Consider the following 22,308-nt stretch of genomic DNA (forward strand, 5'->3'; position numbering starts at 1 on the left):
GTATGCGCTTCGCTCACCCCGACGGCAGCATCGTCCATCTCGCGTACTGCACCAACGTCCACCCGGCCGAGGACGTCGACGGCCTGATGCACCAGCTCCGGGTGTTCGGTGGCGGCATCCGCGCGGAGCTCGACGTCGACCGGCTCGGCGTCGGGCTGTGGTTGCCGGCGCCGCTGGCCGCGCACCTTGCCGACCATCCGGACCTCGACCGGCTCCGGACCGCGCTGGACGACCACGGGCTCGAGGTCGTCACGCTGAACGCCTTTCCGTACCAGGGGTTCCACGACCCGGTGGTGAAGAAGGCGGTGTACAGCCCCGATTGGGTGGAGACGCGACGACTGGACTACACCCTGACGTGCGCACGCGTGCTGGCGCGGTTGCTGCCGGACGATGCCGCGCGCGGCAGCATCTCGACGCTGCCGCTGGCGTGGCGGACGCCGTGGCACGCCGACCGTCGCCTGCGGGCGCGTGAGTTGCTGGACCGGCTGGCGGAAGGGCTCGCCAAGCAGACTGCCGAGACCGGCAGGCCGATCCGGGTCGGGCTGGAACCCGAGCCCGGCTGCGTGGTGGAGACGGTCGACGAGGCGATCGACCAGCTCTCCGGCATCGACACCGACCACATCGGACTGTGCGTGGACGCCTGCCATCTTGCGGTGGCGTTCGAGGACCCGGCGTCGGCGGTGCGGCGGCTCACCGACGCCGGACTGCCGATCGTGAAGACCCAGGCCTCGGCGGCGTTGCACGTTGCGGCACCGGGCGACGTAGCGACCCGTCAGGCGTTGTCGTCGTACGCCGAGGACCGGTTCCTGCACCAGGTTCGCGAGCGCGGCCCGTCGCAAATCGCTGAGCGTGAGGACTGCTCGCAGGTCCGCACCATCGGCGTGGACGACCTTCCCGAGGCCGTCGACGGCCGGCGCGCGTTGCGGGGCGCCGGGCCGTGGCGCGTGCATTTCCACGTGCCGATCCATCGACGTCCCGAACCACCGCTGGAGTCCACACAGGACGAACTCGGCGAGACGCTGGACGCGCTGCTCGGCGGTCCGGCCGCGGTGACCGACCACGTCGAGATGGAGACCTACACCTGGTCGGTGCTGCCGGAATCGCAGCGACCGGGCAGCGATGCCGAGCTGATCTCCGGCCTTGCGGAGGAACTGCGCTGGGTCGCCGACCGGATGCGGCGAGCCGGATTGGAGAGCACATGAGTACGAACAAGGTCCTGCTGCTCAACATCGTCGGACTGACCCCACGGCTGCTGGCGCACGCGCCACGTCTGCGCGCGCTCGCCGCGGACGGCTGGCAGGCGCAGCTCGACACCGTGCTGCCCGCCGTCACGTGCTCGGTGCAATCGACGATGCTCACCGGACGTTCGCCGCGTGAGCACGGCATCGTCGGGAACGGCTGGTACTTCCGGGACCTCGGCGAGGTCCACCTGTGGCGGCAGCACAACCGGCTGGTCCGCGGGGAGAAGGTGTGGGAGACCGCGCGGCGCGCCGATCCCGGCTACCGCGCGGCCAACGTGTGCTGGTGGTACGCCATGGGCGCCAGCACCGACTGGACCATCACACCGCGCCCGGTCTATCACGCCGACGGGCGCAAGTCCCCGGACTGCTATGCGCGTCCGCCGGCGCTGCACGACGAGCTCACCGCGGAGCTGGGCGCGTTCCCGTTGTTCAACTACTGGGGTCCGACGGCGTCGTTGCGTTCCAGCGAGTGGGTGGTCGCGGCGTCCCGGCGGCTGCTGCCGGATGCGGACCTGACGCTGGCGTACGTCCCGCACCTCGACTACGACCTGCAACGCCACGGCCCCGACAGTCCGCAGGCCCTTGCCGCCGTGCGCGACGTCGACCGCACCGTCGCGCCGCTGCTGGACGACGCCCAGGCGTGCGGCGCCACGGTCGTCGTGGTGAGCGAGTACGGCATCACGCCCGCGTCGCGGCCGGTCGACGTCAACCGGATGTTGCGGACTTCCGGGTTGCTGGAGGTCTACACCCAGGAGGGGATGGAGTACCTGGACCCGTGGACGTCGCGGGCGTTCGCGGTGGCCGACCACCAGGTCGCGCACGTCTACGTCGCCGACCCGGCCGACGTCGGGGCGGTGGCGAAGCTGTGCCAGGACCTGCCCGGCGTGGACCTGGTGTTGGACCGCGAGGCACAGGCGGACTACGGCATCGACCACGAGCGTGCGGGCGAGTTGGTGCTGGTCGCGGAGCAGGGCGCGTGGTTCACCTACTACTACTGGCTCGACGACGCGCGTGCGCCGGACTTCGCGCGCGGCGTCGACATCCACCGCAAGCCTGGCTACGACCCGGCCGAGCTGTTCCTCGACCCGGCCGATCCGAGGGCGAAGGCGCGGGCCGCGCTCGGGCTGGCGAAGAAGAAACTGGGACTGCGGTACACGATGAACGTCGTGCCGACGGACGGGCGCTGGGTGCAGGGCACGCACGGGCGGCTGCCCGACGACCCCGCCGACGGCCCGGTGTTGCTGTGCAGCGACCCGGGCACGCGCCGCGACCACCTCGCCGCCGCGGACGTCCGGGACCTGGTCCTCGAGTCGGCCGGGGTACCGGAAGCGACGTGACATTCGGGCAGTGCGTTCACGGCTGAGCCCGGATTCGGTGGCCCCTAGGGTGGCTGTCATGGCGATTCGTGCCGTGGTGTTCGACATTGGCGACGTGCTGGAGATCGCGCCTGACCTCGGTGTCAGGAGGCGGTGGGAGCTCAGGCTCGGTCTGGCGGAGGGGGAGATCGGCCGACGGCTGGCGGACATCTGGGCGGCCGGCGCCATCGGCGCTGTCGCCGAGGATGAGGTGCGTCAGGCGATGCGCGATCGACTCGACCTTCCCGGGGAACACGTCGATGCGATCATGGCCGATGTCTGGGAGCAGTATCTGGGCACCGGCAACGCCGAGTTGATCGAGTACTGCCGGGGGCTGCGTCCCCGCTATCGCACCGGCATCCTGAGCAACAGCTTCGTCGGCGCTCGCGAACGGGAACAAGCCGCATACGGGTTCGAAGAGCTCGTGGACGACATCGTCTACTCGCACGAGGTCGGCATGAGCAAGCCTGATCCGCGGATCTACCAGCTCACCTGTGACCGCCTCGAGGTGCGCCCCAAGGACATGATCTTCGTCGACGATCTGGAGCCCAACATCGCCGCGGCGCGTGCCGTCGGGATCCACGGGATCCACTACCGGAACAACGCTCAGGCGATCGCCGAGATCGAGGAGCTGCTGACGTCAGTCGGTGGGTGAACCACCGCCCTGCGGAGCACCGTCCTCCGTCGTTTGTCCAGTTCACCGCCGGCGAGGTCCCGGCTCGACCTCGACCTCGGTGCGTGGTCTCAGATCGAGCCGCTGCCTTCGCGGAGCGGCACGGGAGGGAGGGCTCGGTCGCCTGCCTCGGGGTCGAAGTAGCGGTTGGCCGGCCGGGGCAGGCCGTAGTGTTCCCGCAACGTTGCGGTGCGGTACTCGGAGCGGAACAGGCCGCGCTCGCGCAGGATCGGCACCACCTGCTCGACGAAGTCGGTCAAGCCTGCCGGCAGGACCGGGGGCATCACGTTGAACCCGTCGGCGCGCCCGAACGCCACCAGTCCTCGATCACGTCGGCGATCTGCTCCGGCGTGCCCGCCGTGACGTAGTGCCCGCGGCGCCGGCGAGCTGATGCAACAGTTCGCGCAACGTCGGACGTTGCTGTGAAACCAGCCGGTGAATCAGTTCGGCCCTGCTCTGCGCCGCTTGCACGGTTGCCGGGTCCGGCAGGTCGTCCGGTGACAGTCGCGAGTCGAGGTCGAGGTGCGACAGGTCGACGCCGCCGAACCGCGCAGACAGGTGCCCCAGGCCCACCTCCGGCACGGTCAACGCGTTCAGCTCGTCCCACAACGCCTCGGCCTCCGCCTCGGTGGAGGCCACCGCCGGACTGATCCCCGGCAGAATCAAGACATGGTCGGGATCCCGGCCCAGATCCTTCGCCCGGGTCTTCAGGTCGGTGGCGAACTCGATCGCCGTCGCCTTCTCCAAGTGCGCGGTGAACACAGCCTCCGCATACCGGGCCGCGAACCTCCGTCCGTGCTCGGAGGAACCCGCTTGCACGAGCAGGGGATACCCCTGCGGCGGCCGGGGAATGTTCAACGGCCCCGCGACCCGGTAGTGCTCGCCGTCGTGCGCGATCCGCGTCACCTGTGACGTATCGACGTAGCGTCCCGACTCCACATCGTCGACCCGGGCATCGTCGGCCCAGCTGTCCCACAGCTTCGTGACCACGTCCAGGTACTCGAAAGCCCGGCCGTAGCGCTCGTCGTGGCCGAGCAGATCGTTGTCGCCGAAGTTCGCGCTCGCCGCCCGGAGCCAGCTGGTCACGATGTTCCAGCCGACCCGACCACCACTGATGTGATCGAGCGAGGCGAACTGCCTGGCCAGGTTGTACGGCTCGGTGTAACTGCTCGACGCCGTCCCGATCAGCCCGATGTGCGTCGTCACCTGCGACAGCGCAGCCAACGCCGTCAACGGCTCCAACCCGCCCCGTGCGGCGTGTTCGATCTCGCTGCCCAGCGCGAGGTGGTCGGCCAGGAAAACGGAGTCGAACGTGCCGCGCTCGGCGATCTGCGCGATCTCGGCGAGATGGGCGATGTCGGTCAGGGCTGTGCGACCCGCCCGAGGATGACGCCATCCTGCCTCGTGATGGCCGCGGCCGTGGATGAACACGTTCAGATGCAACTGCCTGGACACAGGGTCTCCTTCATCGACGATCACGCCAACGGCGTTGTGCTGGGGTCGGGTGCGGTCATGAGGTGGTGTCGACGCCGAGCGCGGCCAGCAGTTCGTTCCTGGCCACCGCGAGCTGCGGGTCGGTCGTGGCACGCGGTCGCGGCTGCGGCACTCGGTGATCGCGGGCGATGGCGCCGTCCTCCAACACCAACACCCGGTCGGCGAGCATGAGCGCTTCGTCCACGTCGTGGGTCACCAGCAGCACGGCGGGACGGTGCCGTTGCATCAGGTCGAGCACCAGGCGGTGCATGCGGATCCTCGTCAACGCATCCAACGCGCCGAACGGCTCGTCCGCCAACAACAATGCGGGCTCGCGGACCAACGACCTGGCCAGGGCCACGCGTTGTTGCTCGCCGCCGGACAACGCATTGGGCCATGCCCGTTCCCGTCCGGACAGACCGACATCGGCCAGCGCCTCCGCACCGCGGTCGGCGGCATCAGGTCCCCGGAGTCCGAGCGTCACGTTGCCCAGGACCGGAACCCACGGCAACAGCCGCGAATCCTGGAACAGCACCGAGCGGTTCTCCGGCGTCCGGACCGTTCCGCTTCCCACGACGTCGTCGTCCAGCCCCGCGAGCGCTCGCAGCAGCGTGCTCTTCCCGGATCCGCTCCGCCCGATCAGCGCGACGAACTCGCCGGCCGCGATGTCGAGGTCGATGTCCGCGAGTACGACCCGATCACCGAATCGGCGCGTCAAGCCGCGCAGGGACACCGTCAAAGCGTCGGTCTCCGGCCCCCGTGTCACGTCGGTGGTCATGATCCGATCGCCTTTCGCCAGGACAGTGCTCTGCGTTCCACGAGCCGTACGAGGGCGTCGGATGCGAGGCCGAGGATGGCGTACACGGCCAACCCGACGACGATGATGTCGGTCTGCCCGTAGTCACGCGCTCTCGTCATCACGTAACCGATGCCTTCGGTGGCGTTGATCTGTTCCAGGACGACCAGCGCGGTCCAGCACATCGTCACCGCGAGGCGCAGTCCGGTGAAGAAACCCGGAAGCGCCCCGGGGAGGGCGACCCGCCGGATGAACTCGGCCCGCCGTAGCCCGGTGGTACGGGCCAACTCGACATAGCGCATGTCGATGCCGCGGAGAGCGGCGTGGGTGTTGATGTAGATCGGCACGAACACGCCACTGGCGATCACGGCCACCTTCATGACGTCCCCGATTCCCAGCCACAGAATCGCCAGCGGAATCAGGGCGAGAGTCGGGATGGCGCGGTTGATCTGCACGAGGCTGTCGATCGACGCCTCACCGATCCTGCTCAAGCCGGCCAGCAAGGCGAGAACCGTGCCGACCACCACTCCGATGGCGAGTGCGAGGTACGCCCGCTGCGCAGAGGCGAGCAGGTGCGGCACGAGCTCGCCGTCGAGCACCATCTCGACGCCCGTCCGCACAGCGACGGACGGAGCAGCCAACTGCCTGGGTGACAGCAGGCCGACGGCGGCCGCCGCCTCCCACAGAATGATGACGACGATCGGCCCGGTGAGCAGGCCGATCGGTCCGAGACGGGCGGGTACGAGCCGGGTACGGCGCGGGCGCGTCCGTGGTGTGTCGCTGGTCGACGGGCGAGGGCGGGTTCTGCAGTGGTCGTGCTCACGGGCCGTCACCCCGGGTGGCGCCGATGTCCGCGACCACGTCGTCGATCGCCTCGTCGAAGCGCGAGTCGAACTGCTCGGCCGCATCCAGCTCCTCCGGGATGTCACCGGCGGCATGGATCAGGTCGATCGCGTCCTGGTGGAACTCGACCAGGCTCCCGTCGAGTCGTGGATACGTGAACTCACCCTGCGAGTCGACGACGGCCTGTCCGTCCTCCTCGCTCAGTCCCGCGTTGTCGACGTAATAGGCTTGGATCCACTCGGCCTCGTTCTCCTGAGACCATTGCGCCGCGGTGATCCACCGCTGTACGAAGTCGCGAATAGCCGCAGCCTTCGCGGGGTCGGTCAACGCATCGCCGCGGGCGTAGAGGAATTGCAGCCCACTGGCGACGTTCTCGAGCTCGGAATCGGGAACCGCGGTCGCACCCTGGTCGCCGTAATCCCTGAGGTAGCGGGTGAAATGGGGTTCGTTCAGCACCGCGACATCGACCTGTTCGGTACGGATCGAATCCGGGAAATCCGCTGCGCGCAGCGGCACGAGCTCGACGTCGTCGGTGGTGAGGCCGGCTTCGCGCAATGCCCGCAGGACGAAGGTCTGCCTGCCCGTGCCCTCGCCGTACGCGACCTTCTTCCCCTCGAGGTCCTCGAGTGTCTCCACCGTGACACCGGGCCGGACCGCGATCCGGTAGTCCGGCTTGGACTGAAGCTTGGCTGCGACGATGGGTACGGTCTCGCCGGAGGCATGCGCCTGGATCGGCGGGGTGTCACCCACCGCTGCCACGTCCACCGAGCCGGCGCGAATCGCTTCCAGGATCGCCGGCCCGCCGAGGAAATTGGTGTACTCGGCCGTCGACGCGAGATTGTCGTGTTCACCGGAGGCGCGCATCAACGTCTGCACCTCCTCGTTCTGGTCGGCGACCACCAGGTCCGTGCCGGCGGGAACGTCGGCCGGGAGCGGCTGCTCGGCGATCTCGGCCGCGCCGGTGGCAGTACTGCCCCCGGCGCATGCTGTGAGCATCAACGTGGCCGCCAGACCCAGGCTCAGGCCCTGAAGGACCGGCCGCCGTCGTGCGGCCGAACTACGTGGTCCCAGACGGCGCCGTCGCATCGGCGATCTCCTCTCATGGGTATGGATGACATCTCGAAGGTAGCCGATTAATCCACTTCGTCGAGTTACTCCCATATTGCGAGAAAATGGAACATCAATTGATTTTGAAGCGTTAGAAATAAGCTGAAAAGATGCGTCGAGAGTGCAGGGTGAAATTAATAGAATGAAACAAAAGGTGTTTCATTGTGGCCGGGCCGGTCGCGGTAACCGGCGCGAGCAGGCAGTCAGCCCAGGGCGTGGCGTTTGTCCTGGGTGGCTCGGGGTCGTAGTCTCGAGTCGGGCCGAGGGTCGAGGAGCGCAGTGCAGCGCCGGCCCGGAAGGGGCGCGCCATGTCCGAGCTTCTCGTCGATTTCATCACCTCCCTCGACGGCCACGCATCCGCGGAGGGGTGGCCCGGCTTCTGGGGTCTCGAGGGCCCCGAGTACCTCGCGTGGCTCGGTGAGCAGCCCGAGGCCACGTTTCTGATGGGTGCCCGCACCTACCGTCAGATGTCGGGGTTCGCCGCCGGCGAGGTCCCGAACGGTCTGGACGAGTTCCGGGACGAGGAAGCGGAGTCCATCGCCGAGCTCACGCAAGCGTCCAAGGTCGTGTTCTCCAACTCCCTCGACGGTCCGCTGACCTGGGCGAACTCCACACTCGTGCGTGGTGACGCCGTCGAGGCGATTCGCGGCATGAAGGAGAGCGGCTCGGGGCTGCTGAGCACGATCGGCAGCCTCAGCCTGTGCCGGTCACTGCTGAAGGCCGGACTCGTCGACCGCTTCCGCGTCGTCATGTTCCCGGTGATCACCGGGTTCACCGGTGCCGAACGCATCTACGACGGCTACCCCGACCTGGCGCTCGAGATGATCGACCACCGCACCTTCGACGGCCGCATCCAGCTCGTCGAGTACCGGCCCCGCGTGCTGGAGCACCCGCCGCTCGGCGGCTGAACACCATCCGAAATGGACCTGGATCACCGTCGTTCGAGGATCACCAGACGTTGGGTGGCGCGGGTCATCGCGACGTAGCGGTCGACGGCGTCCGTCACCGGATCCCCGGACGGAGCCGGCTCGGCGAGCAGCACCAGGTCGAACTCGAGTCCCTTGGCCTCGACGGGACTCAACGACCGGACACGGTCGATGCCCGGGTACGTCGGGTCGCCCAGGACGCACGCCGTCCCCTGGTCGTGCTCGGCCAACCACGCGTCGAGGATCGCGTCGCGCTCGGCCGCGGGCCGGTACTCCACCGGAGCACCGCCGCGCCGGATCGACGTCGGGACGTTCGCATCCGGCAGCACCGCCCGGATGACCGGTTCGGCCGCGGCCATCACCTCCTCCGGTGTCCGGTAGTTCACCGTCAACGACGCCGCGCGGACCGCCGTCAACCCCACCCGCGCGAGCCGTTCCTCCCACGACTCGGCGAAACCACCGCGGGCCTGCGCACGATCGCCCACCACCGTCAGGCTCCGCGACGGACAGCGGGCCAACACCATCCGCCACTGCGCATCCGTCAACTCCTGCGCCTCGTCCACCACGACGTGCGCGAACGGACCCGCCAGCGGATCCCGCAGGGCGTCGTCGCCCACCGCGTCGTCCACCAACACCGCGTCGAGGTCGCTGCCGCGGAGCATCGACATGGTCAGCATGTCGCTGTCGTCGCCGGCCACGAGGTCGTCGACCACATCGGCCATGCGCTGCCGCCGGGCTGCCACCGCAGCGTCCTGGCGGCGCCGCCGCCGTTCACTGCCCGCATCGCCGAGCCGCCGCCGCGCCGCATCCAACAGCGGCAGATCCGGCGCCGTCCACGCCTGCGGCCCGCCGCGCCGCAACCGCCGCCGCTCCTGCTCGTCCAGCCACGGGGCGCACAGCCGCAGATACGCCGGCACCTCCCACAGATCGCCGACCACGTCGCCCGGGTCCAGCAGCGGCCACGCCCGATCCAGCATTCCCATCAGCTCGCGATCGGCCGACAGCTCCCGGCGCAGCGCCTCGGTCGGGACGTCCGGGTCGTGCTTGTCGACCAGGATCGCCAGCAACTCCTCCCGGATCTCCGCGCGCGCCTCGTTGTGCGGGGTGCCCGGCTCGGGCGCCGCGAACGCCTGATCCCAGTCCGCGGCGGACAACTCGACCTCGTCCCACGACGTCTCCACCGCGGTGTCCTCGGTGGGCGGTTCCTCGTAGAAGGCGACCGCGCGGTCCACCGCATCGATCATCCGGGCCTCGGACTTCAACCGTGCGATCTCCCGGTCCGGTTCGGACCTGGCGGCGGCGCCTCGGGTACCAGATCGGCCAGTGTGCAGGTGCGTACCCCCTCCTCACCAAGGCCGGGCAGCACCCCGGCGACGTAGTCCAGATACGGCCGGTGCGGGCCGACGACCAGCACGCCGCCGCGACGCTCGTCCAGCCGCGGGTCGGCATACAGCAGGTAGGCGGCCCGGTGCAGCGCCACCACCGTCTTGCCCGTACCCGGACCACCGTCGACCACCAGCGCGCCCCGCGAGTCCGCGCGGATGATCGCGTCCTGATCGGACTGGATCGTGCCGAGCACGTCGCGCATCCGTGACGTTCGGCTCTCACCGAGGCCGGCGAGGAACGCCGACTGCTCGTCCACGGCTGCATGCGCCTGCTGCCCCTCGGCGGTGAACACCTCGTCCCAGTAGTCGCTCACCCGGCCACCGCTCCAGCGATACCGGCGCCGGCTCGCCAGCCCCATCGGATCGGCGTGGGTCGCGCCGAAGAAGGGCGCGGCGGCGGGGGAGCGCCAGTCCACGAGCAGCCGCCGCCCGCTCTCGTCCCCGAGCCCCATGCGCCCGATGTAGACGATGTCGCTCCCGTCTGCCGGCACCATCCGTCCGAGACACAGATCGAGACCGAACCGGCGCATCGTGCGTAACCGGGCGGTCAACCGGTGGACCTCCAGATCGCGGTCCAACGCCGCCTGCCGTCGCGGGCCGGGGCGCGACGTTGGGCGTCGAGCCGAGCTGTCAGATCGGCCCGCTCGTGCTCCAACGTCCGCACGATCTCGGCGAAGTGTGCCTCGTCGCCGTCGATCAGGGCCGGATCGGCCTTGGCGACGAGACGCTCGGGCAACGCGAACGCCGAGGGCAGGGCGGCAGGCATGGCAACAACTCCCGGAAAAGCACACGGCAACGGTGAGCCGACAGACGTCACTGGCGAACTGGCGGCGTACTGAACAGAACCGTGAGTGTGCGGGAGAACGGGGGTCTTGCGGCAAGCCCCCGGGTGCGCTATAGCTTGAGAAGGGCAGGGGAAAGCCCTGTTCTCCGGCCGGCATCGGCCGACGGTCAGCTCGCCCGGGCCCGGGAGCCGGCGAGGAATCCGACGAGATGGTCGATGACCTCGCGCGCGTCGTCGGTGATGCCGTGGATATAGGTCGACTTGCGGCGGCGCAGCACCGGCAAGCCCAACGCATACAGTCCTGGGCTGTCGACGACGCCACCGTCGTGGCGCAACTCGCCCTTCCCGTCGACGACCGGGACGTCGAGCCACGAGTAGTCCGGCCGGAACCCCGTCGCCCACACGATGGTGCGGATCTCGCCGCTGCCCAGGTCGAGCGTGAGCCGCGGCGCGGCCGGCAGCCGCGTCGGTTCGATGTCCTCTGGAGCCGCGACATCGGCGTCGGTACCCGACCGCGTCGCCCACTCGTCGAAGGTGCGCAGCAACCGCTGCGCCTTCAGGTCCGCCAGCGACACGACGTTGCGCAGGCCGCCGGAGAACAGCATCTGCTCGCCGCGCACCGACGCCGCCCTTCCCGTGACCTCCACCCCCGCGTCGCCGAGCGTGTTCAGATCGACCGACGTCCGGTCCGGGGTGCCGGCCAGCTGCGGTGAGGCGAGCCGGCGGGCGCGGGTCAGATCGGGGATCTCGTCGTGACGCTGGTCCCAGACGCCGCTCGCGTCCATCCACCACAACACGTCCCGCCCCCGGTACGTCCGCGGCAACCGCACGTGCTCCCCCGTGGCCAGCACCACCGGACGTCCGGAACGCCGGATCTCGAGCGCCAACTGCGCACCCGTCGCCGAACCGCCCACGACCAGCACGCCACCCTCGGGCAGCGCGTCCGCGCCGCGATAGTCGAACGGCGTGAGCTGCGTGATGTGGCCCGGCACCGCCTCGGCCACCGCCGGAACCCGCGGCCGATTGCAGGCGCCGCTGGCGAGGACCACGGTGCGGGCCCGGATCGGACCGCGGTCGGTCTCGACCACGTAGCCGGTGCCGGCGCCGTCGTCCGGCCGCACCGACGTCACCGTCGTGCCCGTACGCACCGCGCCCGGGTCGCGGCCGCGAACCGCTCGATGTAGTCGATCACCTCGGACATCGTCAGGTAGCCGTCCGGGTCGGCGCCGGGACGGTCCTGGCCGGGCAGGTCGGTCAACCGGTTCGGCGTCAGCAACCGCAGCGAGTCCCACCGCTCGGTGCGCCACGCGTTGGCCACCTCACCCCGCTCGAGCACGACATGGTCGAGCGACCGCGCGCTCAGGAAGTGGCTCGCGGCGAGGCCGGCGTGGCCGGCGCCGATGACGACGGTCGTCACGCGTTCGGTCATGTGCCTGGTCCTCCCACGTCGTCCTGCCTCCGGGCGTCACGGTACACAGCCGAACCGGCATGTCCCACGAAATGGAAACACATCCCACAGATTGCGTACGATGTCGCCATGGCCACGGAGGCGGGTGTGCGCGAAGGCTCGGTCGGACGAACCCGCACGTCGCATGTTGAACTGACGGAGCCGGTGCCCCTCGACTGCGGGCGGACGCTGTCGCGGGTGCGCATCGCCTACGAGACCTACGGAGAGCTGGCGCCGAATCGCGACAACGCGATCCTCGTGTGCCACGCACTCAGCGGGGACGCCCACGCCGCCGGCATCGCGGCCGAACCCACGACCACCGCCACCCGCGACGGGTTCGGCGCAGGCGCGCAGGGCTTCGCGGCCGGGCTCGGCTGGTGGGACGGCATGATCGGGCCCGGCAAGGCGTTCGACACCGATCGCTTCCACGTCGTGTCCACGAACCTGCTGGGCGGCTGCCGCGGCACCACCGGGCCGTCGTCGCCCGACCCCGACACCGGCAGGCCCTACGGCCCCGACTTCCCCGTGCTCACGGTCGCCGATCTCGTGCGGACCCAGCGGATGTTCCTCCGGCAGCTCGGCATCGAGCGGCTCGCCGCCGTCGCGGGCGGCTCGCTGGGCGGGATGCAGGCGTTGGAGTGGGCCGTCGGCTACCCCGACGAGGTGGACACGATCGTCCCCATCGCCAGCACCCACGCGCTGCCCCCGCAGGGCCTGGCCTGGAACGCCATCGCCCGTGAGGCGATCATGCGGGACCCGGCCTGGCAGGGCGGGCGCTACCACGACACCGGCCGCATCCCCGCCGACGGCATGGGCCTGGCCCGGATGATCGGCCACATCACGTACCTGTCGGCCGAATCGCTCGCCGGGAAATTCGGCAGGCGACTGCAATTCTCCGACCGGCCCCGGCACACGCTGACCGAACCGGAATTCGAGGTCGAGAACTACCTGCGGCATCAGGCCGAGGCGTTCGTCGCACGGTTCGACCCCAACACCTACCTGACGCTCTCGCGGGCACTGACGTACTTCGACCTCGCCCGGCAGTACGGCGACGGTTCCCTCGCCCGCGCGCTCGAGGGGGTGCGCGCCCGCACGCTGCTCATCGCGTTCAGCTCCGACTGGCTGTACCCGCCGTCGAGCTCCCGCGAGATCCACGACGCCCTGACCGGCCTGGGCAAGGACACCGAACTGCACGTCATCGACGCGCCGTACGGCCACGACTGTTTCCTGCTCGAGGAACGACGACAGACACCGATCGTCCGCCGCTTTCTGGCCGGTGGGGAAGGGAGTCCGCAGTGACCGAACCGGAACAGCCGCCCGAGGGCGGATACGGATTCGACACCAGACAGCTGCACGCGGGCGCACGGCCCGACCCGAACACGGGTGCGCGCGCCGTGCCGATCTTCCAGACGACCAGCTACGTGTTCGAGGACCCCGAGTCGGCGGCCGCGTACTTCAACCTCCAGGAGTACGGCAACACCTACTCGCGCATCATGAACCCGACGGTCGCCGTGCTGGAGGAACGCGTGGCGAACCTCGAGGGCGCCGTCGGTGCGGTCGCCTTCGCCAGCGGGATCGCCGCGCAGGCCGCGGCACTGTTCACGTTGCTGCAGCCCGGTGACCACGTCGTCGCCTCGTCCGCGCTCTACGGCGGCACGGTCAACCAGCTCAAACACCTGCTCGGCAAGCTGTCGGTCGAGCTGACCTGGGTCGATCCGGACGATCTCGACGCGTGGCGGGCGGCGCTGCGGCCGGAGACGAAGGCGTTGTTCGCCGAGACGATCGGCAACCCGGGCGGCAACGTGCTCGACATCGAAGCCGTCGCCGCCATCGCCCACGAGCACGGCGCGCCGCTGATCGTCGACAACACCTTCGCCACGCCGTACCTGTGCCGGCCCCTGGAATGGGGCGCCGACATCGTGGTGCACTCGGCCACCAAATTCCTCGGCGGACACGGAACCAGCATCGGGGGAGTGGTCGCCGAGTCGGGGACCTTCGACTGGTCCAACGGGCGGTTCCCCGTCGTCGCCGAACCGTCCCCGGCCTACCACGGACTGCGGTTCCACGAGACGTTCGGCGTCTACGGCTACCTGATGAAACTGCGCGCCGAGACGCTGCGCGACCTGGGCGGTGCGTTGTCGCCGTTCAACGCGTTCCTGCTGTTGCAGGGGATGGAGACGTTGTCGCTGCGGATGGATCGGCACGTCGCCAACGCGCAGGCGATCGCCACGTTCCTCGACGGACACCCGCTCGCCTCGCGCGTGACGTACCCGGGGTTGCCCTCGAGCGCCCACCACGCGCAGGCGACGAAGTATCTGCCCGGCGGTCCCGGTGCGGTGTTCTCGTTCGACGTCGCGGGTGGCGTGCGGGCGGCCAGGCCATGATCCGGGCCCTGTCGCTGTGGTCCCACCTGGCGAACGTGGGGGATGCGAAGAGCCTGATCATCCACCCGGCGAGCACGACCCACCGGCAGTTGTCCGACGACGAACTCCGCGCGGCCGGTGTCGGTCCGGGCACCGTGCGGCTGTCGGTCGGCATCGAATCGGCCGACGACCTCATCTGGGACCTGGAGCAGGGCTTCGCCCGTGTCGCCGCGGAACTGGCCGACACGGACTCAGCCGAACAGGAGCTCGCCGCGCCGGATGCGGAGCGGGCGGGGGAGGTGTCGGTGTGAACGTGCCGCCGCGCTACCAGGATCCGGCCACGATCCAGACGATCCTCAACGGTGCCCGCACGATCGCGATCGTGGGGCTCTCGGCCGACGAACTGCGTGCGAGTCACTTCGTCGGGTTCTATCTGCAACGGCACGGCTACCGGGTCATCCCGGTGAATCCCCGTGCCGACCGGATCCTCGGCGAGCGGAGCCGGCCGAGCCTGTCCGATGTGGACGAACCGGTCGACGTCGTCACCGTGTTCCGGGCGCCGACGCGGTCCCCGGCATCGCCGGCGAGGCGGTGGCGACCGGCGCCGGAGCGCTGTGGTGCCAGTTCGGAGTGATCAACCTCGAGGGCGCCGCGATCGCCGAACAGGCCGGGCTGCCCGTCGTGGTCGACCGCTGCGTGAAGATCGAGCACGCACGCTACGCCGGTCGCATGCACTGGCTGGGCTTCAACACCCAGCGCATCACCTCCGTCCGATCCGGCCTGCAGTGACAACACCGGGAGCTGCCGGACCGGCCGGCAGGGCTCCCGGCACCGGTCAGGAGCCGTCCTCGTCGGCGACGGTGTCGAACACGAGGGCACGCCAGTCGGTCGGTTCGGTCTCGATCACGTCGATGGATGCCATGAACGATCCGACCTCGACGAGGCTGTGCGGGGTGGTCGTGTACTCGATGCCCTCCCAGGTCAGGTAGCGCTCGTACTCCTCGGGCGAGGTCTGGTCGTCGTCGGCGCGGGAGAGGATGTCGGCGACCTGCGACGGATCGTCGGTGATCAGCTCGTTCGCGCGGGCGATGGCCTCGTGGAACGCCTCCAGCACCTCGGGTTGGGCCTCGGCGTACTCCTCGGTGGCCGTGACGACGTTGAACCCGTGCCGGCCGAACAGGTCGTAACTGTCGACGAGTTTCCGCGCGCCCTGCTCCACGGCCTGGAACTGGAACGGCGGTGACGTGTACTGACCGGCGATCTGACCGCTCAGCAGAGCCTGCAGCGCCGACGGGTGGTCCATCGACACGATGTTGTCGTCCAGCGCATGCGGGTCGCCGAGTTCCTCCTGCGCGGCGCGTTGCAGCATGACCGACTGGATCGACCCCGGCTGCACGGCCGCGATCTTGTCGTCCGAGCCGAAATCCTCGAGGCTCTGCAGGCGCTCCTCGGTGGCCACCAGCCACAGCGGCATGTCGTTGAGCCCGCTCACCACCTTCCACGGGATCCCCGCGTCGCGGCTGATCAGGAACGGCCCGAGACCACTCGTGCCGAACTGCACCTCCCCGGACAGCATGGCGTCACGACTCGCCGACCCTCCACTGAGGACGGTCCAGTTGACCGTGCGGTCGGGCAGCGCCTCCTCGAGCCATTTCCGCTCCTGGATGACGGTCAGCGGGGCATAGCTGATGCCGTACCCGGAGGCGATGGTGACCCGGTCGGTGGGCCCGCCGGCGGTCGCCGCGCAGCCGGCGGTCGACAGCGCTGCGAGCCCGCCGGCCGCGCCCAACGCGCCGAGTGCGCCGAACCTCAGTGCGGTGCGCCGGTCGTACCGTGCGGGCCGTCCGTGGACATGCGGGCGGTTCATAGATTCGTCCCTTCCTTCATGCCCCAACGGGCGACGGTGCGTCGTTCGAGAAGCGAGAACAGCAGTTCCAGTGCGATACCGATCAGCGCGATCGTGACCAGGCCGGCGAACACCTCGGGGATGCGCGCGAAGTACCGGGCCTCGTTGATGAAGAAGCCGAGTCCGCCCTGGGCGCCGGCGACGCCGAAGACCAGCTCGGCGGCGATGATCGTGCGCCAGCCGAAGGCCCATGCCGTCCGGATTCCCGAGAGCGAGTGCGGCAGCGCGGCGGGTAGCAGGATGTCGCGGACGAGCCGCCAGCGGCTCAGGCCGAGGTTCCGGCCGACCATTACGATCGTCTTCGGCACGGTGCGAAAGCCCATGCTGAGGTTCACCGTCATCGGCCACAGCACGGCGTTGGTGGTCACGAAGATCAGTGCCGTGGGCGTCAGACCGAACCAGAGGATCGCCAACGGCAGGATCGCGACCGACGGAAGCGGATTGATCATCGACGACATGAGCGACACGAGGTCGTTGCCGAAGCTCGTCAACACGCTCAGGACGCTGAGCACGACGGCGCCGGCGACGCCGACGACCATGCTGATCGCCAGCATTTCCAACGTCGTCGCCGTCGACCGGGCGATCTCCCCGCTGCCCCAGCCGCTCACCAGCGCGGTCGCGACCTCCCACGGGCCGGCGAAGACGAACTGACTGACCCCGGACAGCGACACGTATGCCTGCCAGAGTCCGAGCAGGCCGATCGCGATGATCGTGCGCCGCAGCCACGTCGGCATCCGCGACCAGGGGCTGGTCGACTGCGTGCGGGGCGCGGTTCTCGTGGTCGTCTCACTCGAAGGTGGCATGGGTGAGGTCCTCGCTCGTGTCGGTCAGCAGGCCACGCAGGGTCTTGCGGGCGGTGACGAATTCGGGGTCGTCGGGGTCGGCGAGTCCGGCCGTGTCGACCCGGCCGACGATGGTCGACGGCGTGCCACCCAGGACGACGACCTCGTCGCCGAGCAGCACGGCCTCGTCGATCGAATGCGTCACGAACAGCAACGTCGCCCGGGTGCGGACGACGATGTCGACCAGTTCCCGTTGGAGCCGCCCCCGTGTCTGGGCGTCGAGCGCGCCGAACGGTTCGTCCATGAGCAACAACAACGGTTCGATGGCGAGCGCCCGTGCGATGGCCACCCGTTGTTTCATGCCGCCGGACAGTTGGTGCGGGAACTTGTCGACGGCGTCCTGCAGTCCCGTCATCTGCAGGAACTCGCGCGCCACGGTGTCGGCCCGATTCTTCGGGGTGCCGGTCACGCGCAACGGATAGGTGACGTTGCCGAGCACCGTGCGCCACGGCAGCAACTGGTCGAACTCCTGGAACACGACGGCCCGGTCGGGGCCCGGTCCGGGATTCACCCGGCCGTCGACGACGATGCTGCCGCTGTCCGGGGTCAGGAACCCGGCCACGGCCTTCAGCAACGTCGACTTGCCCGACCCGGACGGGCCGAGCAGCACCGTGCGCTCACCGCGCCTCGTGCGGAACGTGGCTTCACCGACCGCGGGTACGTGGCGGCCGTTCTGTCGATAGCCGATCCCGACCCGGTCGACGTCCACAATGGATTTCGAAGGGGATGATCGTAGGGATTCGTGGGGATCGTCCACGCCGCTCATCATCACGTCCTCGGGTTGTTTGTTTTGTGCACGTCGTCAGCAGCGTATCTATCACTCTCCAGAGTGCAAAAATTCCCAATTCGTGGAACAGTATTTGTTTTTCTTTGGTCGAAATAATCGCCGGTTGCGGCGCGTGGCGGATTCGGGTCCATTCCGTGGGAACATGGCGGCGGCGCGATTGACCCGTCGGTCACGGCGCTGCGATTGTCGCGGTATGTCCAGTGCAGACGGCGCACACGTGCGGGTCATCGTCAATCTCGTGGTCGCGGACGGCCGGGCCAACACCGTCGCGGCCACCGTCGCGACGCGTTGCGGACGGCACTCGAGCCGCAGGGCCGGTCGACAACCGTGGCCGTGGAGCAGGTGGGTCCGGCGCGGGTGTCGGACGACGGTGCGGGCGCGGCCGCCCCGAGTCCTCCGGCGGGGGGACGGCAGGCGAACCGGGTCCTGGCGGCGATGCCCGCGGTGGCCGGCGCACAGGCCGGGCCGCGTCTCCGGATCCACATCCCCTCGCGGATCGTGACGATCGACGGCCGGCCCCTTGCGCTGACCCGACTCGAATACGACCTCCTCGTGCATCTGTGCCGAAGCCCGCGCAGAGTGCATCGCCGAGCGGATCTGATGTCGGCGGTGTGGGGTCTGCCGGTCTCGCTCCGCCAGTCGCGCACGGTCGATGTGCACATCCGGCGCCTGCGCCGCAAACTCGGCGACGACCTGCCGCTGATCACCACCGTCCGTGGCGTCGGCTACCGGGTGGACGCGGTCGGCCTCTACCTCGTCGACGAGTCCGTCCACGATCCCGCCGGCCGCGGTGGTGGGTGCCGTGGGGACACCGCCGCTCAGGGAAGGGTCGGAGCGCTGGGCGACGCTCCGCGGCGGTGCCCCCACGACTCGGTCACGGTCGGGGCATCGTGACCTCCTCCCGGGTGAGCGTCCGCGCGGACACGGGTTCCCCTGCCGTGTCGCTGCGGTCTCACCGGGTCTCGTGGCCGGCGAGGGCATCTGGTCGCCGGACCGTCACTCCCAGATCTGCACGGCCCGCACGACGTACGGCGCCTGGGGCACGAACGTTCCCGGTCCCGGATACGTGCTGAAGTCGCCCTCCGTGGCGCAATGCCGATCCTGATAGACGGTGACGTGTCGCTCCATTCTCGTGGCGAACGAGTGGGCCTCCATTCCGTGCGGTAGTGCCACGCATTTCTCGGTATGCGTGTCGCTGAGGTCGAAGCGCTGCATCTGTCCGTTGTAGAACTGGCCGTCCCAGGCGCAGAACTCGCCCACGTTGCAGTCGAACTCCGGACTGTTGGCCGGATTCGCGCCTGGTCCGGCGTTCTCGGACGCCGCGGCACCCGCCGGTGCGGCGATGCCGATCGTGGTCGCGAGGCCGAGCAGAACGGCCGGCAGGGCGGTGCGGTGTCGTCGGTCCATGATGTCTCCCCAGAAGTGCTGTCGTCGATTCCTTCGGTGCGACTCCAGAGTGTCGGAATGCGCAAGGCCTGTCACCGGGGAAATTCAATTCTGTGGACAACTGGGGGTAGGCCACTCGTTCGGGCGACGAAAAGGTACTCAGTGCCTCGAGAATGTGCGGGGGTTGTCCACAGTTCTCGGAAAGTGGTTGCCGGTGGGGCCTCGGGGCTGGTACAGGCGCGCACGTGCGCGCCTGTGAGATGTACGTATGGCTGTGGCGTGGCCCGCGTCCACCCCGACCACCAGGAAAGACGCCGGATCGACCCGCCTACCCTCGGGGACGTGTCCACCGAAGCCGGTTCCGAGCCCGACGTACGCGCCGCCCGCGGGGCGGGTGTCGCACCCCTGCTGGCCGTCGGCGCGCTGCTCGGCATTGTCGTCGCGGTCGGCCTGATCGCGCTCACCGGCGGGATCGCGGCCGTCACCGGTCTGTCCGACCCAGGGCCCGTCACGACCTACGGGATCACCGCGGTGCGGGTGGCGGCCGACATCGCCTCCGCCGTGTGTATCGGGTCCCTGCTGCTCGCGGCGTTCCTGGTCCCGCCTCAGAAATCGGGGACGCTGGCCGCCGACGGGTACGCCGCGCTCCGTACCGCCGGCTACGCCGCGTGGGCATGGTTCGTGCTGGCGCTGGTGTCGGTCTTCTTCGTCGCCGCCGACGGCGCGGGTCAGCCGGTCACCGAACTGCTGGACGCGGACACGTTCCTGAACTACGTCGGCGCGATCGAGCAGCCGAAGGCTGGATCGTCACGGCTGCCGTCGCCCTCGTCGTCGCGGCGGGCTGCCGGATCGTGCTGACGTGGGGCTGGACGGCCACGCTGTTCTTCGTCGCCGTCGCGGGCCTGCTGCCGATCGCCGTGACCGGCCACTCCGCCAGCGGCGGTTCGCACGATGTGGCGACCGACAGCCTGCTGTACCACCTCATCGGCGCCGCGGTGTGGGTCGGCGGGCTCATCGCCCTGCTCGCGCACGGCAGGCGGAACGGCGCGCACCTCACCCTCGCCGCGACGCGATTCTCCAAGGTCGCGCTCGTCGCGTGGATCGTCATGGCGCTGTCGGGCATCGTCAACGCGCTCGTCCGCCTCGACCCCGCCGACCTGCTGACCACCGACTACGGGCTGCTCGTCCTGGGCAAGATCGTGGCCCTGGCAATGCTCGGCGTGTTCGGGCACCAGCAGCGCCGCCGCAGCATCCGTGACTTGCAGGACGGCGCCGGCGGCGGACAGCTGACCAGGCTGGCCGGGGTCGAGGTGCTGATCATGCTCGTCACCATCGGCCTGGCCGTGGCGCTGTCGCGGACCCCGCCGCCGTCGGAGCTCGGCAGCCAGCCCTCGCGCACCGAATTGCTGCTGGGCTACGAACTGGACGCCGAGCCGACGTTCTGGCGGATCCTCACGGCATGGCGGTTCGACCTCATCTACGGCACCGCGGCGCTCGTGGCCATCGCGCTGTACGTGCTGGCCGTGCGCCGCCTGCGCCGGCGCGGCGACGCATGGGCCTCCGGCCGCACGTGGGCGTGGGTGCTCGGCTGCCTGCTGATCCTCGTCGCCACCTCGTCCGGCCTGGGCCGGTACTCGCCGTCGATGTTCAGCATCCACATGATCGGCCACATGTTCCTGTCGATGGGCGCACCCGTGTTGCTCGTGCTCGGCGGGCCGGTCACCCTGGCGCTGCGCGCATTGCCGACGGCGGGTCGGAACGCACCACCCGGGCCGCGCGAGTGGCTGTTGGCGTTCGTCCACTCGCCGGTCACGAAGTTGCTGACGAACCCGGTGGTGGCTACCGCCCTGTTCGTCGGCTCGTTCTACGGCCTGTACTACTCCGGGTTGTTCGACACGGCGTTGAACCACCACTGGGCGCACGTGGCGATGAACGCCCACTTCATCCTGGTCGGCTACGTCTTCTACTGGCCGGTGATCGGCATCGACCCGTCGCCGCGGCCGCTGCCGCACATGGCCAAGCTCGGCATGATCTTCGCCTCGATGCCGTTCCACGCGTTCTTCGGCGTGATCCTGATGAACATGCAGACGGTGATCGGCGAACCGTTCTACCGCGGGCTCGACCTGCCGTGGGTGCACGATCTGCTCGGCGACCAGCGAACGGGCGGCGGTATCGCGTGGGCCACCGGCGAGGTGCCCGTCATCCTGGTCATGATCGCGCTGCTCATCCAGTGGGCCAGGGCCGACGATCGTGAGGCGCGGCGCCGGGATCGGCGCGAGGCCGCCACCAACGACGAGGAGCTGACCGCCTACAACGCGATGCTCAAGCAGCTCTCGGAAGGCAAGCGGACCGAGTAGAGGCCCTAGCACATGGGGCCGACAGTGTCGGACGTTCGACGGCGCCCGCAGCCCGAACCATCCACACCGGCACTGCCTGTCCACAGATTTCGGCTCGGCCCGCCGACGGGCCTTCTCGCGGTGCACGGTGGAAGCCATCCAGCACATCCGTCGAGAAAGGCAGTCCCATGGCGATCGGTGAAACCGTCGTGACGGTGGTCGGCAACATCTCCAGCGAGCTGAGCAGCAGGCAGACCGACAACGGCCGCGTGGTCGGCTTCTGGCTCCGCAGCAACGAACGGCGCTACGACAAGGACGCCGACGAGTGGGTCAACGGCCGTTCCCTGGGCGTGCGGGTGTCGTGCTGGCGGCGGATCGCCGACAACGTCGCGGCGTCGCTGTCGAAAGGCGACCCCGTGGTGGTTACCGGACGAATGCACACGAACGAGTTCGTCACCGACGGCCGGTCGCGCAGCGTGGTCGAACTCGAGGCGCAGGCGGTCGGGCCGAACCTGGCGTGGTCCAGAAGCAACGTCCAGCGCCGGCCGCCATACCCGAAGCCCGAGTTCGACTCCGGCACCGGAACCGTTGCCTCCCCTGGTCACGAGGTCGCGGCGGCGCGGGAACCGACGCCGGTGCCGGCCGCGTCGGTGTGATG

The 22,308-nt window shown here is 69.4% G+C and carries 21 protein-coding genes and 3 pseudogenes; 10 read left to right on the top strand and 14 right to left on the bottom strand.

Annotated elements, in window-relative coordinates; all coding sequences use genetic code 11:
- The first annotated feature begins 2 nt into the window (after positions 1–2).
- From eboE to BJF85_RS06835, 3 genes are read left to right on the top strand one after another with little or no spacing between them, the layout of a single operon-like run.
- The gene (gene eboE, locus BJF85_RS06825; RefSeq protein ID WP_075846218.1) at positions 3–1,202 is read left to right on the top strand and encodes a metabolite traffic protein EboE; all 1,200 of its coding nucleotides are present in this window, start codon (positions 3–5) and stop codon (positions 1,200–1,202) included.
- Positions 1,199–2,578, top strand: a complete 1,380-nt coding sequence (locus tag BJF85_RS06830) for a nucleotide pyrophosphatase/phosphodiesterase family protein (RefSeq protein WP_075846219.1) — start codon at positions 1,199–1,201, stop codon at positions 2,576–2,578. Before eboE ends, BJF85_RS06830 begins: the two co-directional genes overlap by 4 nt.
- Positions 2,579–2,636: 58 nt before the next feature.
- Positions 2,637–3,251, top strand: coding sequence for an HAD family phosphatase (locus BJF85_RS06835; protein ID WP_139320504.1), 615 nt, complete (start codon positions 2,637–2,639; stop codon positions 3,249–3,251).
- Positions 3,252–3,340: 89 nt separating this feature from the next.
- Here BJF85_RS06835 and BJF85_RS31210 read toward each other — a convergent pair whose 3' ends face one another.
- The 5 genes from BJF85_RS31210 to BJF85_RS06855 form a co-directional block, all read right to left on the bottom strand.
- Positions 3,341–3,586, bottom strand: a complete 246-nt coding sequence (locus BJF85_RS31210) for a hypothetical protein (RefSeq protein ID WP_369822108.1) — start codon at positions 3,584–3,586, stop codon at positions 3,341–3,343.
- Between the two features lie 10 nt (positions 3,587–3,596).
- Entirely contained in the window at positions 3,597–4,724 is a 1,128-nt protein-coding gene (locus tag BJF85_RS06840) for an NtaA/DmoA family FMN-dependent monooxygenase (protein ID WP_369822109.1), read from the bottom strand.
- 55 nt (positions 4,725–4,779) lie between these two features.
- On the bottom strand, positions 4,780–5,520 hold the full coding sequence (locus BJF85_RS06845; RefSeq protein WP_075846220.1) for an ABC transporter ATP-binding protein: 741 nt from the start codon (positions 5,518–5,520) through the stop codon (positions 4,780–4,782).
- Positions 5,517–6,158, bottom strand: a complete 642-nt coding sequence (locus tag BJF85_RS06850; RefSeq protein WP_255375453.1) for an ABC transporter permease — start codon at positions 6,156–6,158, stop codon at positions 5,517–5,519. Before BJF85_RS06850 ends, BJF85_RS06845 begins: the two co-directional genes overlap by 4 nt.
- Positions 6,159–6,357: 199 nt before the next feature.
- A complete protein-coding gene (locus BJF85_RS06855) occupies positions 6,358–7,377 on the bottom strand; it encodes an ABC transporter substrate-binding protein (RefSeq protein ID WP_075846222.1) in 1,020 nt (339 codons plus the stop codon).
- A 419-nt stretch (positions 7,378–7,796) separates the two neighbouring features.
- On the opposite strand from BJF85_RS06855, the gene BJF85_RS06860 reads away from it, so the two are divergent.
- On the top strand, positions 7,797–8,396 hold the full coding sequence (locus BJF85_RS06860; protein WP_075846223.1) for a dihydrofolate reductase family protein: 600 nt from the start codon (positions 7,797–7,799) through the stop codon (positions 8,394–8,396).
- A 23-nt stretch (positions 8,397–8,419) separates the two neighbouring features.
- Here BJF85_RS06860 and BJF85_RS28715 read toward each other — a convergent pair whose 3' ends face one another.
- From BJF85_RS28715 to BJF85_RS28730, 5 genes are all read right to left on the bottom strand, one after another.
- On the bottom strand, positions 8,420–9,676 hold the full coding sequence (locus BJF85_RS28715; RefSeq protein WP_222844460.1) for a hypothetical protein: 1,257 nt from the start codon (positions 9,674–9,676) through the stop codon (positions 8,420–8,422).
- The gene (locus tag BJF85_RS28720) at positions 9,673–10,350 is read right to left on the bottom strand and encodes a hypothetical protein (protein WP_222844461.1); all 678 of its coding nucleotides are present in this window, start codon (positions 10,348–10,350) and stop codon (positions 9,673–9,675) included. Before BJF85_RS28720 ends, BJF85_RS28715 begins: the two co-directional genes overlap by 4 nt.
- On the bottom strand, positions 10,347–10,565 hold the full coding sequence (locus tag BJF85_RS28725; protein WP_222844462.1) for a hypothetical protein: 219 nt from the start codon (positions 10,563–10,565) through the stop codon (positions 10,347–10,349). Before BJF85_RS28725 ends, BJF85_RS28720 begins: the two co-directional genes overlap by 4 nt.
- Before the next feature lie 185 nt (positions 10,566–10,750).
- Positions 10,751–11,704: an NAD(P)-binding domain-containing protein gene (locus BJF85_RS06870; protein WP_222844463.1), complete on the bottom strand. Its 954-nt coding sequence runs from the start codon at positions 11,702–11,704 to the stop codon at positions 10,751–10,753.
- 5 nt (positions 11,705–11,709) lie between these two features.
- Positions 11,710–12,012, bottom strand: a complete 303-nt coding sequence (locus tag BJF85_RS28730) for an NAD(P)-binding protein (protein ID WP_222844464.1) — start codon at positions 12,010–12,012, stop codon at positions 11,710–11,712.
- A gap of 108 nt (positions 12,013–12,120) precedes the next feature.
- Between BJF85_RS28730 and BJF85_RS06875 the strand changes: the two genes are divergently transcribed.
- From BJF85_RS06875 to BJF85_RS06885, 3 genes and pseudogenes are all read left to right on the top strand, one after another.
- Positions 12,121–13,329 (top strand): homoserine O-acetyltransferase, encoded by a 1,209-nt coding sequence (locus BJF85_RS06875; RefSeq protein WP_075846224.1) that lies wholly within the window; start codon positions 12,121–12,123, stop codon positions 13,327–13,329.
- A pseudogene (locus BJF85_RS06880) lies at positions 13,326–14,626 on the top strand (O-acetylhomoserine aminocarboxypropyltransferase/cysteine synthase family protein); the annotation flags it as partial. The gene BJF85_RS06875 and the pseudogene BJF85_RS06880, both read left to right, overlap by 4 nt.
- Positions 14,627–14,775: 149 nt before the next feature.
- Positions 14,776–15,182 (top strand): annotated as a pseudogene (locus tag BJF85_RS06885) (CoA-binding protein).
- A gap of 46 nt (positions 15,183–15,228) precedes the next feature.
- Here BJF85_RS06885 and BJF85_RS06890 read toward each other — a convergent pair.
- Genes BJF85_RS06890 through BJF85_RS06900 form a run of 3 tightly spaced genes read right to left on the bottom strand, consistent with a single transcriptional unit; the run spans position 15,229 to position 17,907 of the window.
- Positions 15,229–16,260 carry an ABC transporter substrate-binding protein gene (locus BJF85_RS06890; RefSeq protein ID WP_075846225.1) on the bottom strand — a complete coding sequence of 344 codons (1,032 nt, stop codon included), beginning with the start codon at positions 16,258–16,260 and terminating at the stop codon, positions 15,229–15,231.
- Entirely contained in the window at positions 16,257–17,102 is an 846-nt protein-coding gene (locus BJF85_RS06895; protein WP_083666031.1) for an ABC transporter permease, read from the bottom strand. Before BJF85_RS06895 ends, BJF85_RS06890 begins: the two co-directional genes overlap by 4 nt.
- Positions 17,086–17,907 (bottom strand): ABC transporter ATP-binding protein, encoded by an 822-nt coding sequence (locus BJF85_RS06900; RefSeq protein WP_075846318.1) that lies wholly within the window; start codon positions 17,905–17,907, stop codon positions 17,086–17,088. The genes BJF85_RS06895 and BJF85_RS06900 overlap by 17 nt, the downstream gene beginning before the upstream one ends.
- A 348-nt stretch (positions 17,908–18,255) precedes the next feature.
- Here BJF85_RS06900 and BJF85_RS06905 point away from each other — a divergent pair, with 348 nt between their 5' ends.
- Entirely contained in the window at positions 18,256–18,822 is a 567-nt protein-coding gene (locus tag BJF85_RS06905; protein WP_075846227.1) for a winged helix-turn-helix domain-containing protein, read from the top strand.
- Between the two features lie 102 nt (positions 18,823–18,924).
- Here the strand turns inward: BJF85_RS06905 and BJF85_RS06910 are convergent, their stop codons facing one another.
- On the bottom strand, positions 18,925–19,335 hold the full coding sequence (locus tag BJF85_RS06910; RefSeq protein ID WP_075846228.1) for a peptidase inhibitor family I36 protein: 411 nt from the start codon (positions 19,333–19,335) through the stop codon (positions 18,925–18,927).
- A 387-nt stretch (positions 19,336–19,722) separates the two neighbouring features.
- On the opposite strand from BJF85_RS06910, the pseudogene BJF85_RS06915 reads away from it, so the two are divergent.
- Both BJF85_RS06915 and BJF85_RS06920 read left to right on the top strand, forming a co-directional pair.
- Positions 19,723–21,671 (top strand): annotated as a pseudogene (locus BJF85_RS06915) (cytochrome c oxidase assembly protein).
- A gap of 167 nt (positions 21,672–21,838) precedes the next feature.
- The gene (locus BJF85_RS06920; protein WP_075846229.1) at positions 21,839–22,306 is read left to right on the top strand and encodes a single-stranded DNA-binding protein; all 468 of its coding nucleotides are present in this window, start codon (positions 21,839–21,841) and stop codon (positions 22,304–22,306) included.
- The last annotated feature ends 2 nt before the right edge of the window (positions 22,307–22,308 follow it).

Source organism: Saccharomonospora sp. CUA-673, from assembly GCF_001942305.1.
Taxonomy (GTDB): Bacteria; Actinomycetota; Actinomycetes; order Mycobacteriales; family Pseudonocardiaceae; genus Prauserella.

Excerpts from the sequence above, each read along its gene's own strand:
- eboE (WP_075846218.1), top strand. The coding sequence starts at position 3 with ATGCGCTTCGCTCACCCCGACGGCAGCATCGTCCATCTCGCGTACTGC.
- BJF85_RS06830 (WP_075846219.1), top strand. The coding sequence starts at position 1,199 with ATGAGTACGAACAAGGTCCTGCTGCTCAACATCGTCGGACTGACCCCA.
- BJF85_RS06835 (WP_139320504.1), top strand. The coding sequence starts at position 2,637 with ATGGCGATTCGTGCCGTGGTGTTCGACATTGGCGACGTGCTGGAGATC.
- BJF85_RS06845 (WP_075846220.1), bottom strand. The coding sequence starts at position 5,520 with ATGACCACCGACGTGACACGGGGGCCGGAGACCGACGCTTTGACGGTG.
- BJF85_RS06855 (WP_075846222.1), bottom strand. The coding sequence starts at position 7,377 with ATGCTCACAGCATGCGCCGGGGGCAGTACTGCCACCGGCGCGGCCGAG.
- BJF85_RS06860 (WP_075846223.1), top strand. The coding sequence starts at position 7,797 with ATGTCCGAGCTTCTCGTCGATTTCATCACCTCCCTCGACGGCCACGCA.
- BJF85_RS28725 (WP_222844462.1), bottom strand. The coding sequence starts at position 10,565 with ATGCCTGCCGCCCTGCCCTCGGCGTTCGCGTTGCCCGAGCGTCTCGTC.
- BJF85_RS28730 (WP_222844464.1), bottom strand. The coding sequence starts at position 12,012 with ATGACCGAACGCGTGACGACCGTCGTCATCGGCGCCGGCCACGCCGGC.
- BJF85_RS06875 (WP_075846224.1), top strand. The coding sequence starts at position 12,121 with ATGGCCACGGAGGCGGGTGTGCGCGAAGGCTCGGTCGGACGAACCCGC.
- BJF85_RS06890 (WP_075846225.1), bottom strand. The coding sequence starts at position 16,260 with ATGAACCGCCCGCATGTCCACGGACGGCCCGCACGGTACGACCGGCGC.
- BJF85_RS06895 (WP_083666031.1), bottom strand. The coding sequence starts at position 17,102 with ATGCCACCTTCGAGTGAGACGACCACGAGAACCGCGCCCCGCACGCAG.
- BJF85_RS06900 (WP_075846318.1), bottom strand. The coding sequence starts at position 17,907 with ATGAGCGGCGTGGACGATCCCCACGAATCCCTACGATCATCCCCTTCG.
- BJF85_RS06910 (WP_075846228.1), bottom strand. The coding sequence starts at position 19,335 with ATGGACCGACGACACCGCACCGCCCTGCCGGCCGTTCTGCTCGGCCTC.
- BJF85_RS06920 (WP_075846229.1), top strand. The coding sequence starts at position 21,839 with ATGGCGATCGGTGAAACCGTCGTGACGGTGGTCGGCAACATCTCCAGC.